Genomic DNA, 18,774 nt, shown 5'->3' with positions numbered 1-18,774 from the left:
TTAAGTGACAGAACAATGTAAAATAATAAGTTTAACTAGTGATATTCTTTCATATATTTGACATCAAAATACATTTAATCAGGGAGTAGAGGCATGAGTGAACGTGAATCCATGGAATTTGATGTAGTGATCGTCGGCGGTGGTCCAGCTGGTCTAGCCACTGCGATTCGTTTAAAGCAGTTAGCGGCAGAGACTGATCAAGACATTGAAATCTGTGTGGTCGAAAAAGGTGGTGAGATTGGGGCGCATATTTTATCCGGCGCCATCATGGATCCCATCGCGTTAAATGAGCTTATCCCTGACTGGAAGGAGCGCGGAGCCCCGCTCACAGTTGAGGTGACTGAGGATCAATTTTTATTTCTCAGTGAAAATGGCGCTAAAAAAACACCGGACTTTCTCTTACCCCCTAACTTTAAAAACCACGGCAACTACATTGTACGTTTAGGTGATGTCACCAAGTGGTTAGGCGAGCAGGCTGAGGAACTAGGGGTCAATATCTTCGCTGGTTTTGCTGCAACTGAGGTACTTTACGATGAGCATGGCGCAGTAAAAGGCATTGTCACCGGTGATATGGGTGTTAATCGCGATGGCACGCATTCTGACAACTATACCCCAGGCTACGAGCTACTTGCTAAATACACTGTCTTTGCCGAGGGTGCGCGTGGTCAATTGGGTCGTCAACTGATTGCCAAGTTCAATTTAGACAAAGACGCCGATCCGCAGAGCTACGGTATCGGCATTAAGGAGATGTGGGAGGTTAAGCCCGAACAGTCTAAGCCTGGTCTAGCCATTCACACCTCGGGCTGGCCTTTAGATAGCAAGACCTATGGCGGTACATTCCTCTACCACTTAGATAATAACCTCGTGGTCGTTGGCATGGTGGTGGGTCTAGACTATGAAAACCCGTATCTATCACCGTTTGAGGAGTTTCAACGCTTTAAGACGCATCCGAGCATTCGTACCACCTTTGAGGGTGGTAAGCGCATTGCTTACGGTGCGCGTGCGATTACAGCGGGCGGTTTATTATCGCTACCTAAGTTAGTATTCCCGGGCGGCGCCTTAGTGGGCTGTGATGCCGGCTTCCTGAATGCCTCACGGATTAAGGGAAGTCATGCAGCCATCAAATCGGGTAAGCTCTGTGCCGAAGCGATTTTCGATGCCCTTAAAGGAATTGATCAAAGCGCTGAAAACCCAGTTTATCCGCAGTTAGATGCCTATCCTAAGGCCTTTGAAGCCTCTTGGCTACACGAGGAGCTCAATAAGGCGCGTAACTTCAAGCAATGGTTTAAAAAGGGCCTATATGTCGGTGCCTTAATGACCGGTATTGAGCAGTTACTCTTTAAAGGGAAAATGCCTTGGACGATTCACCGCAACAAGGCTGATCACGAGTGCTTAAAATCTGCCGCTGAGTGCACTAAGATTGACTATCCTAAACCTGATGGCGTGTTGACCTTTGACCGATTAAGCTCGGTCTTTTTATCCAATACCCACCACGACGATAATCAGCCAATTCACTTAACCCTCAAAGACGCTAGTGTGCCTGTGCGTGTCAATCTAGCAAAATACGCCGGTCCAGAGCAACGCTATTGCCCTGCCGGGGTGTATGAGTTTACCAAGGACGATCAGGGCGAGGATCAGTTACAGATTAACGCGGAGAACTGCGTACACTGTAAAACCTGTGATATCAAGGATCCGACGCAAAATATTGTGTGGGTAGCGCCACAAGGCGGCGAGGGTCCGGTGTATTCGGGTATGTAGTTAGCGCTTTGCCTTAGTTCGGTTAGGCAGCGCTTGCGCTTAGCTCACCAGAGTAGCCATCTGATGGCGGGTTCATCCCGTTCTCACATCAGATGGCTTTATTTTTTGCTGCAGGTAGCGAGCGCCATCAATTCAATCAAATCGAAGCGACGCGACACGATTAATTTCAAGCACTTATACAACACTTCTTAGAAACCACCTCACGTGTTACAAAAAAGATTTTTAAACTGCGGGGCCTTGATTATGAGCTGATGCTTTAGACTTCAATCAATGGCGCCAGATACTTTAAATGCGAATTATTCTCTTCCAGACTAGGTCTTATATGGCTCTGCAGCAAACACAATTAGTTTAAACTTGGATTTAGCAACAAATACGCCTTGTTTTGAGCTTAAGTTTTATTACATCTACGATAATAACAACCTTGCGATTTACAATTTAGTAGGACAAAACCTCATCTAATGCCTTGTAACTCCTTGGAATTTTATATAAAATCTTACTACTTGCTCGCAAGTGAAAACCTTACTATTCTAATTATATTGTTACCTTTTTTTGTGATATGGCTCAATTAAACTTTGCAAAATCACACGGGTTTCAGGTTTTCTGCCAAAAATTATTTGTAGTAACTGGATTTATTGCAGGACTGACGTTTAGTAGCGTCACTATGGCAGATAATCAGAAGGACGTGATCGGCGACTTGATTATTCAATCAAGCATCAAACAAAGCGCTGTTTCTATTAACAATACCCCTGCTTCTACTGAGTGGCGTGCTGACTTAAATGACCCCATCGGTCAGTTACTCAGTCAGACTAAAGCTGATCTAGGTAGTAAAAACGCTGCCGTACAGATAAGCACCCCAACCACCGCTTCTGGTGAGTTAGCGCAAGCTGCGCTTAACTACTTAGGTGTTAGATATCGTTTTGGCGGTACCTCGCCTAGCAGTGGCTTTGACTGCAGCGGTTTAATTCACTACATTGCGAATAAGCACTTAGGCATGGAGATTCCACGCGTGGCCGCTTCTCAGGCGCAATTAGGCACGGCTGTTAAGCGCAGTGAGTTGCAGCCCGGTGATTTGGTATTTTTTAATACCCGCGGTGCCCGCAATTCTCACGTTGGCGTTTACTTAGGCAATAACGAGTTCGTGCATGCCCCCCGTTCAGGTGCTGTCGTTCGTGTCGAGAAAATCAGTTCCTACTGGGATAAGCGCTGGAACGGCGCCCGTCGTTTAAGCGGTACCAAGACTCACTTCTAGACGTCTAATTTTAGCGGTGCGATAGACCCTATCGCCTGATACAGAAAAGCAGCTCCATATCTTCTGATGTGGAGCTCTTTTTATGGGCGCATAACGATGACGCCCAATCAAAAAAGCCTCCGAAATTTAGCTGAACAAAGCCAAATTCAGAGGCAGAAAACGATAAATATAAAAACTAGTTTGAATAAATAAGCTGCAGGCTAGGAGCCTCCTTGATAAAGAGGCTGACACTCGCCTGAGAGCCGTCAAGCGGTGTGTCGATGCGCAGTCCGAAACAATTCCAGATCACAAAAAGTAGCATCAAACGGCTAAACCACTTTTGAAATCTTAAAGCGCTAGTCATCCCACACCTCCTCGCTTAGTGACGAGCTTGTTGTAGCTCAGGTCGATTAGGGCAGGTCGCGCAGGCCGCTTTGAAACCACAGCGCGCTAGAGCCTCCTGCATACTGCCTTTAGAACGGCGGCAGCAGACAATCTGCACGCCAGCCTTTTGCGCTGCACAACGGTAGGACTTCATCACATTATGACCTAGAAAATCGGTCAATAAAATGACTAAACCAGTGCCACTCGGCAATTGATCCACACGCTTTTGATGCGATACCTCACGACCACTAATATGATGCTTGACTTTAATATTGTGCGATTTTAAAAGATCGGTCAAATTACCTAAACGGTCCGCACCCACTACTAACGCTCCAGTCATAACATTCTCCTAATTCATTTATAGCTAAAATCAATCGCATAAATGAATTATAGATGATAATGATTCTCATTTGCAAGCTTTATGTCGTATTGACCTAGACTGTGTAGGGTTTTTAGAGCGCACCGCCCTAGCACTCAGACAAACTAAGCCAACATATCATCTAAGGCATGGCGAGAAATCTTTTGACTGCTACACATGGTCACGAACTCATACAGGTAATCACGCACAAACACACCCTTTCTAAGTCCTAGACGCGTGGTATGACGGCCGAATAGATGACCTACCGGAATTTGGATCAAGGCCGCATCACGCCCTGGGTCAAAAGCCATGCCAGCAATAATGCCTAGCCCCATATTCAAATTTACATAGGTTTTAATCACATCGGCATCGACCGCCTCTAAAATAATATCCGGCACCAAACCATGTTCGGCAAAGACACGATCGATGGTGGTACGACCAGAAAAAGCACGGTCATAGGTAATCAACGGATACTGCTGAATCTGCTCCAAAGTGATATTTTTTGCTTGTGAGGTTGTTAATTGACTAAGAGGATGCTCACTACTCATCACTAACACATGCTCCCACTCATAGCAGTCAAGCGTCACAATATCACTCACTTGCGACAGAGTTTCAGTAGCAAACGCAATATCGATTTCGTCGTGCAGCAAACGATTAGCGAGCTGTGGTGGATCACCCTCACTTAAACTAACACGGACTTTAGGAAATTTTTTGGTAAATTCAATCAGAAATTTCGGCAAAAAATAACGCGCTTGGGCATGGGTACAACCAATGATCAAACTACCCTCGTCATTTTCCGCCAGATCATCGCTTAAGCGCTTTAAATTATCGACCTGACGCATAATATCGTCAATGATGACGCTCACTTGCTGACCGGCCTCAGTCAAGCCACGCAGGCGCTTACCGTGGCGCTCAAAAATAGTAATACCAAGCTCATCTTCCAACTCAATAATCGCTTTGGAAACACCGGGTTGTGAGCTGTAAAGCTGCCTTGCTGCCTCGGTTAAATTAAAGTTCTGACGAATGGTTTCTCGTACAAAACGAAATTGCTGTAAATTCATACAATGGTCGCTCCACTAACATCTCAGCTCAATTCAGTAAAGCATTATATTAATATGATTTTTTCTTATAATACACATTAAGCTTATAACGTATGAATATATAACAACATCATCATAGCAGCTACACCGTCGGCGCCTCAACTAGCGGTGGCTTAGGCTTTTTCACCCGTATTTGACGCCAAAAGAAATACACGCAGAGCATGGTCGCCAGTAAATTAAGCCCTAAGGTCCCCTCAAAAAAACCGACCGTGCCGTTAGCAATCCAACTACGCATCAGATTCAGTAAATTCATATAGAGTAGCGCCACCAAACCGGCAATCACCAGATTAATCGAGCGTCCCATCCGCGGATTCACCGCTCCTAGAGGTATGGCAAGCAGCGCCAAATTTAAGGCAGCAATGGGCATCGATACCCGCCACATAATTTGCCCGTCACTCTTAGGCTGGCGGTCGTTAATTAAATCAACAAAAGGACGCGCCTTTAGACGTGATAACACCGCCTGCCGAATCGCCTCTTCACTGCCGGCATCAGCCGTTTTAATCTGCATGGTAAAGGAGTCAAAATGCGTCATTCGAAACTCGTTCGATTCATTGCGCATATCGTAGCGATTGCCAGGACCCAAATCAATAAAACGTCGTCCCTGCTCATCCACCCGATAATCCGCATGATCGGCGGTAATGGTACTGCTCCAGCCATCATCCTCGGTGATACGGGAAAAGACCCTACCCAAACCGCTCTCTAAGGTCTCATCTTGTTCAATAAAAAAGACCCGTGCACCATGCTGCGTTTCAATAAACTGACCGGTAGCAATTTTAAAAATATCTGAACGTTGCTCAAAGCGCTGACGATACTCTTCAATTTTGGCATAGGCCCATGGCGACACCTGAATCGTCAATAAGCCAATCAGCGCACAAATTGGCAAGGCAACACGTAATACCGGTTTAAGCCAAGTGATTAAGGAGATCCCGCTGCTAAACCACACGACCATCTCATTTTCCCGATAACTGCGGGAAACGGTAATAATCACAGCAATAAATAAGGTCACTGTTAAAATAGTGGGTAGCGCTGTCACGCTGGAAAAGGCCGCAATCCCTAGGACGATATCCGAACCAATGCTGCCCTCTGCTGCCTGGCCCAATAACCTAACCAACAACACACTGAGCCAGACCACCATCAAGGTGGACATTACCACCCCGGCGTGACTGCTTATTTCGTTAACTGCTGAGCGTTTGAATAGCGACATAGAGATTCTTAAGCGATAATAACTAACACAATGAAGTTTTAATTATAAGGAATAAGGACAGACAAATGGAATTTAAAGTACAGCAAGCAAAGTCATTTGAAGAGATCAAGACTGAGGCCTTAATTGTCGGCGTTTATCAGGAGCAAGCACTTGGTCTTGCGGCTGAAGCCATCAATAAGGCTTCGAAAAATGCCATTGCCCCACTATTAAAAAAAGAATTTAAAGCCACCCTTGGCAGCAGTCTGGTCCTACGCCATCTTAAAGGCGTGGAAGCCGAGCGCATCGTCCTAATCGGTCTTGGTAAAAAGGAAGATTACAATGCGAAGGCTCTTATCAAAGTGCATGAAACGCTGGCCAAGCTATGCAATGAGCTAAGCCTAGAAAAAGTGGTCAATACCTTATTATTGGAAAAGGTGACGACGCTCCCCCTAGCCGAAGCCCTTAGATTAGCCACACGTACCCTTGAAAATGCGCAGTACAGCTACACCACCACCTTGGGCAAAGAAAACAAAAAGAACCAGGATAAGCCTACGCTAGAGCAACTGGTATTTCTACTTGATGATAAGCATGATAAAGCCATGGATAAGGCCATTGCTGAAGGACAAGCGATTGCTCGCGGTATGGCATTGACGCGTGAACTAGGTAATTTACCGGGTAATATCGCCACTCCTAGCTACCTAGGTGAGCAAGCTAAGACGCTGGCTAAAAAATACCAATCACTGAGCGTACAGGTGCTAGAGAAAAAACAGATTGAAGCGCTTAATATGGGCGCTTTCCTATCGGTTGCCGCAGGCTCTGATGAGCCACCACGCTTTATTATTTTGCATCATAAGCCTAAAAAAGAGACTAGCACCAAAGCCCCCATCGTCTTTGTGGGCAAGGGTGTCACCTTCGATACTGGCGGTATTTCATTAAAACCAGGCGCTTCAATGGATGAGATGAAATGGGATATGTGCGGTGCGGCTACCGTCTTAGGCCTGTTTAAATTTATCGCTGAGATTGAGTTAGAGCGCGAAGTCGTCGGTCTCATCCCTGCCACCGAAAATATGCCTAGCGGTCATGCCACCAAACCGGGTGATGTGGTCACCAGTATGTCTGGTCAAACCATTGAGATTCTGAATACCGACGCAGAGGGTCGCTTAATTTTATGTGATGCCTTAAGCTACGCCGAGCGCTTTGAGCCGGCAGCGGTGATTGATATTGCCACCTTGACGGGCGCTTGCGTAATTGCCCTTGGTAAGGTCAATAGCGGTCTTTTTGCCAATCATGAGGAGCTCAGTGCAGCCCTGCAGCAAGCGGGTAAAGATGCCTGCGATACAGCGTGGCCAATGCCTTTGGACGAAGAGTATCAGCAGCAATTAAAGAGCGATTTTGCTGATATGCAGAATATTGGCGGTCGTGACGCAGGCGCCATCACAGCCGCATGCTTCCTGGCACGCTTTACTAAAAAGTATCCATGGGCGCACTTAGATATTGCGGGTACAGCGTGGGATAAAGGCGGTGCGACCAAGGGCTCCACTGGCCGTCCAGTACCTTTATTAGCCCAGTATTTATTGGATAATCATTAATCGTAGGAAATGGCCATGAGCGTTAGGGTGTATTTTGCGTTTGGGGTTCGACACCGCATTCAACAAGCGGCACTGACGGCTGCCAAAAACTATCGCTCGGCCAAAAAAATCCTGGTCTATAGTTCTGAGCAAAAGCGACTGGATGGCTTCAGTCGCATGCTCTGGGATGTTGCGCCGACTGCCTTTGTGCCACACGAACAAGTGGAATCCGCGGCGCATTTAGCGCAACTCATCCATGAGGACTGGGGGCACGAGCAGCAGCCAACGCCCGTGCTGTTGGTGCAGGATTCGAGTTTACTGGCTGCTAGCGAGCTCGCTGCCATTGCAGAGGAGGTGTGGCTACTCAATCTTGATTTGGCCTGTCCGCCGCATTATGCGCAGTTTGCCTGTGTCCTCGAAATTGTTTCCGAACACGAGCAGGATAAGCAATACGCCCGCAATCGCTGGAAGCACTATCGCAGCGATGGCGCCAATCTAATTGCACACCAAATGACTAGCAATTAAAGGAATCACCTCATGAGTTCATTTTTCCGCAAACGCCCTCCTTATGCACCGCGTGAAACGCCAGCCAAGCAAACGACGCAAGCGGATGTGATAGCGGATGACTATCCCGTTGTCAGTCCATCAGAGGCCGTTGAGGATTTCCCAATTGTCGGTCCGGCAGACGAGGATGCGCTCTATGACTTCGATGTGGAGATACCGACCTTAAGCCCGGCAGCAGCTGAGGTTGAAGACGATAGCAGAGCCATTGCTGTGGAGCCTGCGCCTATGCCGGCAGCAAGCACCAAAAGAACCTTTCAGCCGAGCAATAAGTTACGCTTAGCCGAGGCACCAGCGTGGGTACAAGCGCAAGCGCAGCAAGCCACTGAACTATCACCTAGCGCCCCTGACATGACTAATCGCGCTAATCACACACCCGTCCAATTACAAAATGCCATTCAAGTGATTATTAATAATGAGCTGGCAGAGGCGGAAAAGCGCATTAAGCAAAAAGTACTGGATGAATTAGCAAGCTATTTTGAAAATCGCTAGTTTTTCATTAAACTTTCATCAATCTAGGGGAACATACTAACTGTTAGCTTGTCTATTGACACAGGTTTCAGTTTTTTGTAAGCTTTTAACACGATGCGATTTTGCAGTATTTGCCACTCAAAAGCTGTTATTATCTGCCTATTTCTAAGTTATCTGTTTAGCGTTTCTTTGGAGAATCCATGAATCAATATCAACAACCTACTCAGTACCGGCAGCAAAGCACCGCCGGTGCCGTGGTGCGCAATCGTGTACTGCGTAATACTTACATGCTATTAGCCATTTCCATGATTCCCACCGTCTTCGGTGCATGGTTAGCGCTTCAGTTGGGTCTTAATCAGTTACTCAGCCCAGGCATGTCTACCATCGTCTTTTTTGCCGGTGCCTTTGGTCTGATGTTTTTAGTCGAGCGTAATCGTAACAGCGCTGCCGGTGTCGGCTTCCTGCTATTGTTTACCTTCTTTATGGGGATCATGCTCTCACGCATGCTAGGCTTTGTGCTCAGCATGAATGACGGTGCCAATTTGATTATGTTGGCCTTTGGCGGTACGGCAGCGATTTTTGCGACGATGGCTACGATCGCCAGCACCACCAAGCGTGACTTCAGCCATCTACACAAAACCTTAATTATCGGTGCGGTGGTACTGATTGTGGCGGCTATTGCGAATATCTTCTTGATGATTCCGGCCTTGACCCTCACCATCTCGGTATCAGCAATCGTGATCTTCTCGGCCTTTTTGCTGGTTGATATTCAGCGTATTGTACAAGGCGGTGAGACGAACTATATCAGTGCTACCCTCTCCGTTTACCTAAGCCTTTACAATATCTTTGTGAGCTTATTAAGCATTTTAGGTATCACTAACAACGACTAATTGCAGCTTGCTGTATACAAAAACACCGGTATCGCAACTAAGTGATACCGGTGTTTTTATTGGTCTAAAAGTAATAATGCCGTAGCAAGGTCGCCACGCCTAACAACAAAAAGAGAATACAGGCACCAATACGGACTTGTTTAAAGGGCAAGAGCTTCATCAAATACGCCCCCAAATACACAACGGGCACATTCGCTAGCAGCATTCCGGCGGTACTCCCCACTAATACCATTGAAAAGTTCTGGTAGTTAGCGGCAAGCAGCACCGTAGCAATTTGTGTTTTATCACCAATCTCGGCAAAGAAAAACAGTATGGTAGTCGCGACCAATGCCCCCCACTGCATATACTTTTCATCAACCGCATCGTCTTTATCGGGAATTAATAACCACAGACCCACGGCAATAAAGCTAATAGTCACAATCCAGCTTAGGTGAGTTTGATTAAGATGCTCGGCAATCCACATGCCGAACCAAGCAGAAACCGCATGATTCAATACGGTAGCGATAAAAATACCACAGACAATGGCGAACTTGCGTGCGAACACAGCAGTGAGAAAAAGGGCCAATAACTGCGTCTTGTCACCGACTTCGGCCAAGGCGACGGCTAAGAATGAGGCGATAAAAGCGTCCAAGCTAAACTCCTAAGCAGTGGGCAGATACGATAAAAGACAAACACAAAACCGCCCACTCGCAAGCCTTGTGTCTGTCTTAAGTCTCGTTAATCTGCTCACTAGGAGCCGGTAAGCTCTCATGCGATAGATGCTGTCACCATGCCGAGATAATGGCAAATGTGTTGATGACCGCTTCGTAGGAAGATACGACTAACTACTCCCCTAAGAACGGTTGAATTATAGCATGTATCAGCGCTAAAGCAAGCGCAGGTAGTCGCTTTGGATTTACTCTTGATGTGCGCGCACTAAGCGATGCAATGATTGAATCACATCCCGGGTTTTCAGCTCGCGTTGATCCAACTGCTCATCCAAGCGTTGTCTCATGCGCTTACGCCAATCCAGATTCTGTGCGGGATCATAGAAGTCTGGTTGGGGATCGGCGAAGCCGTAGCCGGTTTGTTCTAATAAGGCCCACTCAAAACGACGTAACACAATATTTTCATTGAGTCCCTCGGCTAGCTCACGCAAGCACTCGCTATACATATCAAAGAGTTCGGGATGCGGATCCTCTGGGGCCAGGAACTTCAGCAGTAATTCATTCATATACCAAGCCGGCATCAGTGCACGGCCTTGGATCGGGAAAAAGCCATTATATTCTGCGCGAGTCAGGGTTTTGACCTCGCCCTGTCCACTCCAACTGAGTAGCAAGGGATGAAAATGACTAAGAATCGGTCGCATGACTGAATAAGGACGTTTCGCCCCCTTGGCTACCGCCACCACCACGCCATATTCTTTGGCAAACACATGGGCGACCACTGAGGTTTCACTCCAAGGGTAAGCGTTAAGAAGAAAGGCCTCGGCCTCTTGTACTCGCGCCTTACGTCTACTCATAGCCTAAGTCACGCAAAGCACCCTCATGCTCTGACCAACCCTTGCGGACCTTGATAAAGACTTCCAGAAACACTGGTTTTTCTAACATGGCGCGAATTTCTTGACGCGCTTCACTGGCAATGCGCTTCATATGCTGACCACCTGCGCCTAACAGAATGGGCTTATGCGCTTCACGCTCCACCACCACGCAGGCATTAATCCGCACACCCTGATCATCCTCTTGCCAATCCTCAATCAACACTGTGGAAGAGTATGGCAATTCATCACCGACTAAACGAAAGATTTTTTCACGTAATATCTCAGCGGCGATAAAACGCATGGAACGATCCGTTAACGCATCCTCATCAAACATAAACTCGCCCACTGGCAGGCGCTGCGCAATTTCATCTAATAAAATATCGAGTTGCGTGTCTTTTAAGGCACTTACTGGCACCACTGCATCATAGGGGTACTTGGCAATCAGCTTGGCAGTAAAATCAAATAAGGCCGCTTTGTTTTTTAAGGCATCGATTTTAGATAGCACCAAAATCACCTGCTTATTTTGTGGCAAGAGCGGTAGCATATTTTCATCACCAGCTGACCACTTGCCTGCTTCTACTACATGCACCACCACATCAACCTCAGACAAAGCCTGTGTCACCACACGGTTCATCATGCGATTCATGGCGCCCCCATGACGCGTTTGGAAGCCTGGCGTATCGATAAACACAAACTGCTGATTATCTCGTGTTAATACGCCCTGTATGCGGTGACGGGTGGTTTGAGACTTGCGTGACACAATCGAGATTTTGGCACCGATAAGCGCATTGGTCAGCGTGGATTTGCCGACATTCGGGCGTCCTACAATGGCAACAAAGCCACAACGCTGCTGATTACTTGTGCTCATTTGATGGTTCCTGCTCAGTTGCAACCGGTAAACTCAATTGCGTGGCTTGACGTTCCAAGTACTTTGCTTTACTAAAATGTGGTTGCGACAAAATAGGTTGCAGCTGCACCAAAGCTAAAGCAGCAGCCGACTGCTCAGCCTGACGACGGCTATGGCCGCTGGCCTCTGTCACAATGCCTAAGTCCTCGACCCGACATTCAACCACAAACTCCTGGTCATGGGCTGCACCGCGGGTATCTACCACGACATAGCGTGGCAAGGCCAGACGCTTAGACTGTAAAAGCTCCTGCAAGAGGGTTTTATTATCCTTGCCAGCGGTTTTGAAATCAACACGTTCAATTAACGGCTTATAAAGACGGGCAATCACCGCCTGCGCGGTCTGAATATCCGCATCCAGATAGATCGCCCCAAACACCGCTTCTAAGGCATCTGCCAAAATGGACGGTCGTCTAAAACCACCACTTTTTAGCTCACCCTCACCCAAGCGCAGCACCTCAGATAAACCCAGGGTGCCGGACAACTCTGCCAAGGTCTGTTGATTCACCAGACTAGCACGAATGCGTGACAGATCGCCCTCATCCTCTTTTTTCAACCCATCAAAAAGTATCGATGCAATGGTGAAGTTAAGAATAGAGTCACCCAAGAACTCTAAGCGCTCGTTATTAGACTGCCCATGACTACGGTGCGTCAAGGCGCGGATTAATAGCGCCTCGTTAGTAAACTGATAGTTCAGCTTGTCTTGTAATTGTCTTAAATTCATCGCTAGTGTTAGTTAATGGAGCCAATACGATCAAAGTTAAAGCCCAAGTTCATCCACACAAAAAATGCCTTACCGACAATATTCTCCTCTGGCACAAAACCCCAGAAGCGACTATCGACACTATTGTCACGATTATCGCCCAGGGCAAAATAATGGCCCTGTGGTACGGTACAACTTAGCTGCTCAGCCGTGTACTCGCAGTGATCCATAAAGGGATAACGAATATGCGGTCGCGCCAAGTTAGCATAAGGCAACTTCAGGATATTATAAGTCTTGCCGTCGGCCATTTCCGCAAACTGCTCCGGCGCACCACCCTGCTGCTCGGGGTTAATATAAGGCCCTAAATCCATTTGACCATAAAGCTGACCATTGACCGTGAGGGTCTTATCGTGATTATGATAGACCACGCGATCACCCGGCAGCGCCACAATGCGTTTAATATAATCCACCTCTGGCTGTGGCGGATAGCGGAATACCGCCACATCACCGCGCTGCGGACTACCCACGGGGATAAGTTTTTTGTTGATAACCGGAAACACCACTCCGTAGGAGAATTTATTGGCGAGGATCATGTCCTTAGCTTCTAGGGTTGGCAACATCGAACCGGAAGGTATTCTAAACGGCTCCACAATAAAGCTACGCAACACAAAGACCGCTAAAATCACCGGAAAAAAGCTATGCACTAGGTCAATAAACCAACCACGATGCTTTGCCTCAGCCTCACCGTAGGCAGCCACTCTGCGCGGCCGGAGTAAGAGCCTATCAATGACCTTGACCACGATCGCGATGATTAATAAAAGTAATAAAATTAGGGCGTAATCCATGATGATCTAGCTGCTCCGCGTATTAATCCTCAACTTGTAAGATCGCTAAGAAGGCCTCCTGTGGAATATCCACGCTACCAACCTGCTTCATGCGTTTCTTACCCTCTTTTTGCTTCTCTAAGAGCTTTTTCTTACGTGAGATATCACCACCGTAACACTTGGCCAAGACGTTTTTGCGTAAGGCCTTGACGTTTTCACGGGCAATAATCTCGGCACCAATGGCACATTGAATGGCTACATCATACATCTGTCGCGGAATCAAGGTGCGCATCTTGGCAACCACCTCGCGCCCGCGTTGACGGGCGTGCTGACGGTGCACAATCATGGATAAGGCGTCAACCTTATCGCCATTAATCAAGAGATCCACGCGCACCACATCGGAGCTGCGGAACTCAACAAACTCATAGTCCATGGAAGCATAACCGCGCGACACCGACTTTAAGCGATCGAAGAAATCCAACACGATCTCGGCCAATGGCATTTCATACACTAAATTGACCTGACGGCCGTGGTAAACCATATTCTTCTGAATGCCACGCTTTTGATTACAAAGCGTCATCACCGGCCCCACATAGTCCTGTGGCATCAATAAACTCACCTGGACGATGGGCTCACGAATATCGGCAATCTCACCCACACTCGGCATCCGTGAAGGGGTTTCAACCGTGATCACCTTGCCGTTATTGAGCTCGACTTCATATACCACTGACGGTGCGGTGGTAATGATATCCATATCAAACTCACGCTCTAAGCGCTCCTGCACGATCTCCATATGCAATAGCCCTAAGAAGCCACAACGGAAACCAAAACCGAGCGCCTCCGAGACTTCCGGCTCAAACATCAAGGAAGCATCGTTTAATTTAAGCTTTTCAAGCGAATCACGGAGCTGGTCGTACTCACTACTCTCAACCGGATAGACACCAGCAAATACCTGCGGCTTAACCTCTTTAAAACCCGGCAAAGGTGCTTCGGCCTCCTTGCCCACCACCGTGATGGTGTCACCCACCTTGGCGTGTTCGAGCTCCTTAACCCCTGAGATAATAAAGCCTACCTCGCCTGCACTTAACTGCTTGCGCTGCTCTGACTTCGGTGTAAACACACCCACTTGCTCACACAAATGGGTTTGATTGGTCGACATAAAACGCATGCGATCCTTAGGCTTAAGGACGCCATTGACAATGCGCACTAACATCACTACACCGACGTAGTTGTCAAACCATGAGTCGATAATTAAGGCCTGTAAAGGCGCCTCGGGATCACCCTCTGGTGGATCAATTCTCTCGACAATGGCCTCAAGAATCTCATCTATCCCCATACCCGTTTTAGCACTGGCGGGAATCGCTGCAGAGGCATCAATACCGATCACCTCCTCAATTTCGGCCTTGGCGGCATCGGGATCGGCTGAGTTAAGATCCATTTTATTGAGTACCGGTATCACCTCCACATCGAGCTCAATCGCTGTGTAGCAAGTCGCTACCGTCTGCGCTTCAACCCCCTGGGAAGCATCCACTACCAGTAATGCGCCCTCACATGCCGAAAGCGAGCGACTCACCTCATAGGCGAAGTCCACGTGTCCGGGCGTATCGATTAAATTTAAATTATAAATATTGCCGTCTTTGGCTTTATAGTGCAAAGCGGCCGTCTGTGCCTTAATAGTAATACCACGCTCACGCTCAATGTCCATGGAGTCTAGCACCTGAGTTGACATCTCACGCTCAGACAGACCCCCACAACGCTGAATTAAGCGATCGGCCAAGGTCGATTTACCATGGTCGATATGGGCAATAATAGAGAAATTGCGTATATGCTGCATGAATTCCGAAAAAAAGCAATAAGTAACAAAAAAGGCGCGTAAATTGCGCCTTTTTTAGCGTTCAACCACCGTATATTGTACTTTATTTTTCAGGTTGAACTGCGACCCACTGCGTTAAATTATCACGTCGTATCAAGATAGCGGCATTTTTGTTTTTTGCCAAGCCCTTGACCAACTGATGATATTGTTCAACGCTTCTGACATCCTGATCATTTAAGACGAGGATAATATCATCCACCATCAGACCAGCTTCAACCGCTGCACCTTGGACATCGGTGATGACGACACCGGCATCGTTACCTAGCAGCTGCTGTTGCGCCGGCGACAGTTCAGCCACTACCAGACCTAAACGATCGGCTGCGGTCGACTTATCCGCTGGCGACTCACGATTAGACTTAGCCGCTAAGGCCGCATCGCCATTAACCGCTTCTACCGTGATTTTTAACTCGACGGCTTTACCACGACGCCATACCTCAATGGTGGAGTCAGTGTTAGGACGGGTCTGGCCAACTAAACGGGGTAAATCCGACCATTTTTTGATGCTTTTGCCGTCAAACTTAGTGATCACATCACCGGCACGCACACCCGCTTTTTGGGCAGGACTGCCGAGCTCAACATTACTTACTAAGGCACCCTCGGCATTTGCCAAGCCAATGGCTTCAGCCACATCCTCTTGCACCTCAGAAATGGTCACGCCAATACGTCCGCGAATGACCTGTCCATTTTCCTTAAGCTGCTCAACCACCTTCATCGCTTCATTAATCGGAATCGATAAAGAAATACCCATAAAGCCGCCGGAACGAGAAATAATCTGCGAATTCACGCCGACCACCTTACCGCTCAGATCAATTAAAGGACCGCCCGAGTTACCCGGGTTAACCGCCACATCGGTTTGAATAAAGGGCAAATAGTCACCGGTATCACGATTAATGGCACTCACAATACCCGCCGTTACCGTGGAATCCAAGCCAAAGGGTGAGCCAATAGCCAATACCCATTGACCCTTTTGCAGATCATCTGAGCCGCCGATAGTTAAGGGCTTTAAGCCACCTGCCTGCACTTTCAGTAAGGCCAAGTCAGTACGCTCATCGGTGCCCACCACCTCTGCCGTCAATTCCTTACCGTCATTCAGCGTGACGATGATTTTGGAGGCTTTATCAATCACGTGATTATTGGTGATGATATAGCCATCTTCAGAAATAATAAAGCCAGAACCGACACTGCTTGGCACCTGACGCTCGGCTCGATCGCCCTGCTGCGGGCCACGGCGATCATTATCCCGGCGCTGCCCCGGAAAACCGAAGTCGGGACCGAAGAAGAAGCGGAAAATCTCCTCCATATCCTGATCCATGCCGAAACGACCACCACTAAAACCGCGTACAGGCACAGACTCCATGGTGCGGATATTAACTACGCCAGTCTCTGTCTTGGCCACGATCTCAGTAAAGTCCGGCAAAGCCACCAGGCGATTTGTCGTTGTTGGCACCGCTGGCGCAGCTTGATTTGCAGCTGGCGCCTCTTGCTTCACCACCGGTGAAGGGACGAGCTTATTATCTTGAGCAAGTGCCTGAGTAGCAAATAAACTCATGGCCAACAAGGTGGATACAAAGGTTTTTTTTACTAACATAAAAATGTCCTTGAATACTAGTAGATAAAATATAAGCACCTAATCCGCAAGCGAACGATGCTGAGCAGATTCCGCCACGGCTTGCAAGCTTGCAATCGGCATAGCACCTAGCGCAGTAAGCCAATAATCGCCTACCCGTCTGCTGTAAATATTGACCGGTCCTTCAACCATATCGGATTGTCCGTATTGCGCCTGATCCTCTGGCGTCAGCTCTTGAATAAATAAGGAAAAGGAGGAAAGACCGTCTGAAAGAGTTAGTTGACGAACCTCCTTATTGGTTCCCATCAATAATTTAAAACTAGTAACTTGATGAAACCCGCTAGGAAAACTAAATTCCCAACCCTCAGCCGCCAAGTCGACCTCATCGCTACGTGGCTTAAGATGCTCCCAATTCACATAGTCATGCGCTGTATGAATTGCCTCAGGATCGATTTGCTCGTCAAAATGCACTTGCGTAAAGAGGGCCTGACTAATCACTTGCTGCTTGGCATTCACCGTTTCGATTTGTAGCAATAAGCGCTTAAGCGGTTCAACACAAAGCCTAAAACCGTAGCGACTGTCATCGCGTGGTTCTAAAAGAATTTTTTTACATTGAATCCCAGCCACTCGACCCGGCGCCTTTAATTCATGCGCAAAGTAATAATTAGCAATACCGTCGGCCTTGCTCAGTAAAAGACCGGGAAACTCATGCTCCCGAATCGGCATACTAATCACAATCTGTTGCTCAGGGACTAATTGGATTTGCTGATCGTCGGTACGCAAAATCTCAATCGGACTAGCATCCATGGAGTAGATGCGACGCAATAAATGATGGTTGTTGTAGAGGTTGGTAATGGCCGAGGTCACTAACTGCTGATTCGCCCAATGCGATACAAAAACACCCTGATAATTTACCTGAGCGGAAGCCAATTGAATCTGCGTCAGTAATTGCTCTAGATTTAACTCCTCCACTGCCTGTCCCACTTGACTATCTGCAGCCACTGATGACGGTGCCGCCTGCGCACTCAAGGTTGAGCCTAAACACAGTGCTAACAGCAGGGCTTGGGCGTGATGTATCCACTTAATCATTGAGCAAAACCTGCGCCTTGGTAATTTACCTGCATAAATGGCGTTTGTGCCGACATATCACGGTGTGAACGTAAATACTCGGGATAGGTGCGACGATACTCCTCGCTGGCCGCGCGAGCAGAGGAAACAGCTGCCGGCGCACTATGCACAACCGTCGGTGCCGCACGGAAGCTACGCACTGGACTAAGCTCGCCATGATCGGTAGTGGCTGTGAGCACTGGCTCTCTGGTCGTGTGTAAGGTGCTCGCTGGGGTCGTAGGCGCTACTGGGGCACTAGACACTAAGGCTGGTGCCGTCAACTCCGCACCCGATTGAATCTCCGCCGACTGAAAAACACTATAGGTCATCACGGTCGCAATCGCAGCTGCCACCCCACCGGCCACAAAGGCTAAACGCGCTTTGGGCTTGGCCGGTAGTTGGTGAATACTCGCCGTAGTCGCAGACTGAACGGGGAGCTTTGCATAGCCACCATCGGTACCGGTCGCCGGCAGCGCATCCTCCCAGCTTGACGCCTCAGCCACATGCGCAGGCTCAGCAGCCAAGGCCTCTGCCAAGCGCATTGAAAAGCGCTCGGAGCTACGAATCGCCAGACTGCCATCGCGCATCACATCACTAATCAGATGATAGCGCTTAAGCTCAGCATAGTGACTATCATCCATACCATCTAGCAATGCGCTCAGCTCGGCATCGCTTAATTCACCATCTAAAAAAGCACTCAGACGCTCGGCTTGATCGAGGTGCTTAGCAGCTGATAAATCTATCGTAGTACTCATTTACAAGACATCCTTTTGGTG

General features: G+C 48.0%; 18 protein-coding genes. 6 read left to right on the top strand and 12 right to left on the bottom strand.

Annotated features, from left to right (window positions below):
* Positions 1 to 93: 93 nt before the first annotated feature.
* Positions 94 to 1,758 (top strand): electron transfer flavoprotein-ubiquinone oxidoreductase, encoded by a 1,665-nt coding sequence (locus HMPREF3144_RS02310; RefSeq protein WP_070476163.1) that lies wholly within the window; start codon positions 94 to 96, stop codon positions 1,756 to 1,758.
* A gap of 661 nt (positions 1,759 to 2,419) precedes the next feature.
* Positions 2,420 to 3,007: a C40 family peptidase gene (locus tag HMPREF3144_RS02305; protein WP_070476160.1), complete on the top strand. Its 588-nt coding sequence runs from the start codon at positions 2,420 to 2,422 to the stop codon at positions 3,005 to 3,007.
* A 358-nt stretch (positions 3,008 to 3,365) separates the two neighbouring features.
* Here the strand turns inward: HMPREF3144_RS02305 and HMPREF3144_RS02300 are convergent, their stop codons facing one another.
* The 3 genes from HMPREF3144_RS02300 to lptF form a co-directional block, all read right to left on the bottom strand.
* Entirely contained in the window at positions 3,366 to 3,710 is a 345-nt protein-coding gene (locus tag HMPREF3144_RS02300; RefSeq protein ID WP_036559021.1) for a DUF2325 domain-containing protein, read from the bottom strand.
* Positions 3,711 to 3,853: 143 nt separating this feature from the next.
* Complete coding sequence (locus HMPREF3144_RS02295) at positions 3,854 to 4,789, bottom strand: CysB family HTH-type transcriptional regulator (protein ID WP_018026402.1); 936 nt, start codon at positions 4,787 to 4,789, stop codon at positions 3,854 to 3,856.
* 121 nt (positions 4,790 to 4,910) lie between these two features.
* On the bottom strand, positions 4,911 to 6,032 hold the full coding sequence (gene lptF, locus HMPREF3144_RS02290) for an LPS export ABC transporter permease LptF (protein ID WP_070476157.1): 1,122 nt from the start codon (positions 6,030 to 6,032) through the stop codon (positions 4,911 to 4,913).
* Between the two features lie 65 nt (positions 6,033 to 6,097).
* Between lptF and HMPREF3144_RS02285 the strand changes: the two genes are divergently transcribed.
* The 4 genes from HMPREF3144_RS02285 to HMPREF3144_RS02270 all read left to right on the top strand — a co-directional run bounded on the left by HMPREF3144_RS02285 (position 6,098) and on the right by HMPREF3144_RS02270 (position 9,501).
* Positions 6,098 to 7,600: a leucyl aminopeptidase gene (locus HMPREF3144_RS02285; protein WP_070476154.1), complete on the top strand. Its 1,503-nt coding sequence runs from the start codon at positions 6,098 to 6,100 to the stop codon at positions 7,598 to 7,600.
* A gap of 15 nt (positions 7,601 to 7,615) precedes the next feature.
* Positions 7,616 to 8,104 (top strand): DNA polymerase III subunit chi, encoded by a 489-nt coding sequence (locus HMPREF3144_RS02280; protein ID WP_070476149.1) that lies wholly within the window; start codon positions 7,616 to 7,618, stop codon positions 8,102 to 8,104.
* Between the two features lie 12 nt (positions 8,105 to 8,116).
* On the top strand, positions 8,117 to 8,632 hold the full coding sequence (locus HMPREF3144_RS02275; protein WP_070476146.1) for a hypothetical protein: 516 nt from the start codon (positions 8,117 to 8,119) through the stop codon (positions 8,630 to 8,632).
* Between the two features lie 179 nt (positions 8,633 to 8,811).
* Positions 8,812 to 9,501: a Bax inhibitor-1/YccA family protein gene (locus tag HMPREF3144_RS02270; RefSeq protein ID WP_070476143.1), complete on the top strand. Its 690-nt coding sequence runs from the start codon at positions 8,812 to 8,814 to the stop codon at positions 9,499 to 9,501.
* Positions 9,502 to 9,565: 64 nt separating this feature from the next.
* Here the strand turns inward: HMPREF3144_RS02270 and HMPREF3144_RS02265 are convergent, their stop codons facing one another.
* The 9 genes from HMPREF3144_RS02265 to HMPREF3144_RS02225 form a co-directional block, all read right to left on the bottom strand.
* Positions 9,566 to 10,132: a TMEM165/GDT1 family protein gene (locus tag HMPREF3144_RS02265; RefSeq protein ID WP_070476141.1), complete on the bottom strand. Its 567-nt coding sequence runs from the start codon at positions 10,130 to 10,132 to the stop codon at positions 9,566 to 9,568.
* Between the two features lie 264 nt (positions 10,133 to 10,396).
* On the bottom strand, positions 10,397 to 11,002 hold the full coding sequence (recO, locus tag HMPREF3144_RS02260) for a DNA repair protein RecO (RefSeq protein ID WP_070476139.1): 606 nt from the start codon (positions 11,000 to 11,002) through the stop codon (positions 10,397 to 10,399).
* Positions 10,995 to 11,888, bottom strand: a complete 894-nt coding sequence (gene era, locus HMPREF3144_RS02255; protein WP_036558997.1) for a GTPase Era — start codon at positions 11,886 to 11,888, stop codon at positions 10,995 to 10,997. Before era ends, recO begins: the two co-directional genes overlap by 8 nt.
* Entirely contained in the window at positions 11,875 to 12,648 is a 774-nt protein-coding gene (rnc, locus tag HMPREF3144_RS02250) for a ribonuclease III (RefSeq protein WP_018026411.1), read from the bottom strand. The genes era and rnc overlap by 14 nt, the downstream gene beginning before the upstream one ends.
* Positions 12,649 to 12,656: 8 nt before the next feature.
* Positions 12,657 to 13,472, bottom strand: a complete 816-nt coding sequence (lepB, locus tag HMPREF3144_RS02245) for a signal peptidase I (RefSeq protein WP_070476137.1) — start codon at positions 13,470 to 13,472, stop codon at positions 12,657 to 12,659.
* Between the two features lie 22 nt (positions 13,473 to 13,494).
* On the bottom strand, positions 13,495 to 15,285 hold the full coding sequence (gene lepA / locus HMPREF3144_RS02240) for a translation elongation factor 4 (protein ID WP_018026413.1): 1,791 nt from the start codon (positions 15,283 to 15,285) through the stop codon (positions 13,495 to 13,497).
* Between the two features lie 82 nt (positions 15,286 to 15,367).
* Positions 15,368 to 16,912, bottom strand: a complete 1,545-nt coding sequence (locus HMPREF3144_RS02235; protein ID WP_018026414.1) for a Do family serine endopeptidase — start codon at positions 16,910 to 16,912, stop codon at positions 15,368 to 15,370.
* 39 nt (positions 16,913 to 16,951) lie between these two features.
* On the bottom strand, positions 16,952 to 17,980 hold the full coding sequence (locus HMPREF3144_RS02230; RefSeq protein WP_018026415.1) for a MucB/RseB C-terminal domain-containing protein: 1,029 nt from the start codon (positions 17,978 to 17,980) through the stop codon (positions 16,952 to 16,954).
* Positions 17,977 to 18,753 (bottom strand): sigma-E factor negative regulatory protein, encoded by a 777-nt coding sequence (locus HMPREF3144_RS02225; protein WP_048767240.1) that lies wholly within the window; start codon positions 18,751 to 18,753, stop codon positions 17,977 to 17,979. Before HMPREF3144_RS02225 ends, HMPREF3144_RS02230 begins: the two co-directional genes overlap by 4 nt.
* Positions 18,754 to 18,774: the final 21 nt, after the last annotated feature.

It is taken from the genome of Oligella sp. HMSC05A10 (assembly GCF_001808335.1).
Lineage (GTDB): Bacteria > Pseudomonadota > Gammaproteobacteria > Burkholderiales > Burkholderiaceae_B > Oligella > Oligella urethralis.
The sequence above is the reverse complement of the archived record's forward strand: the minus strand, read 5'-3'. Positions and strand labels throughout refer to the sequence as shown.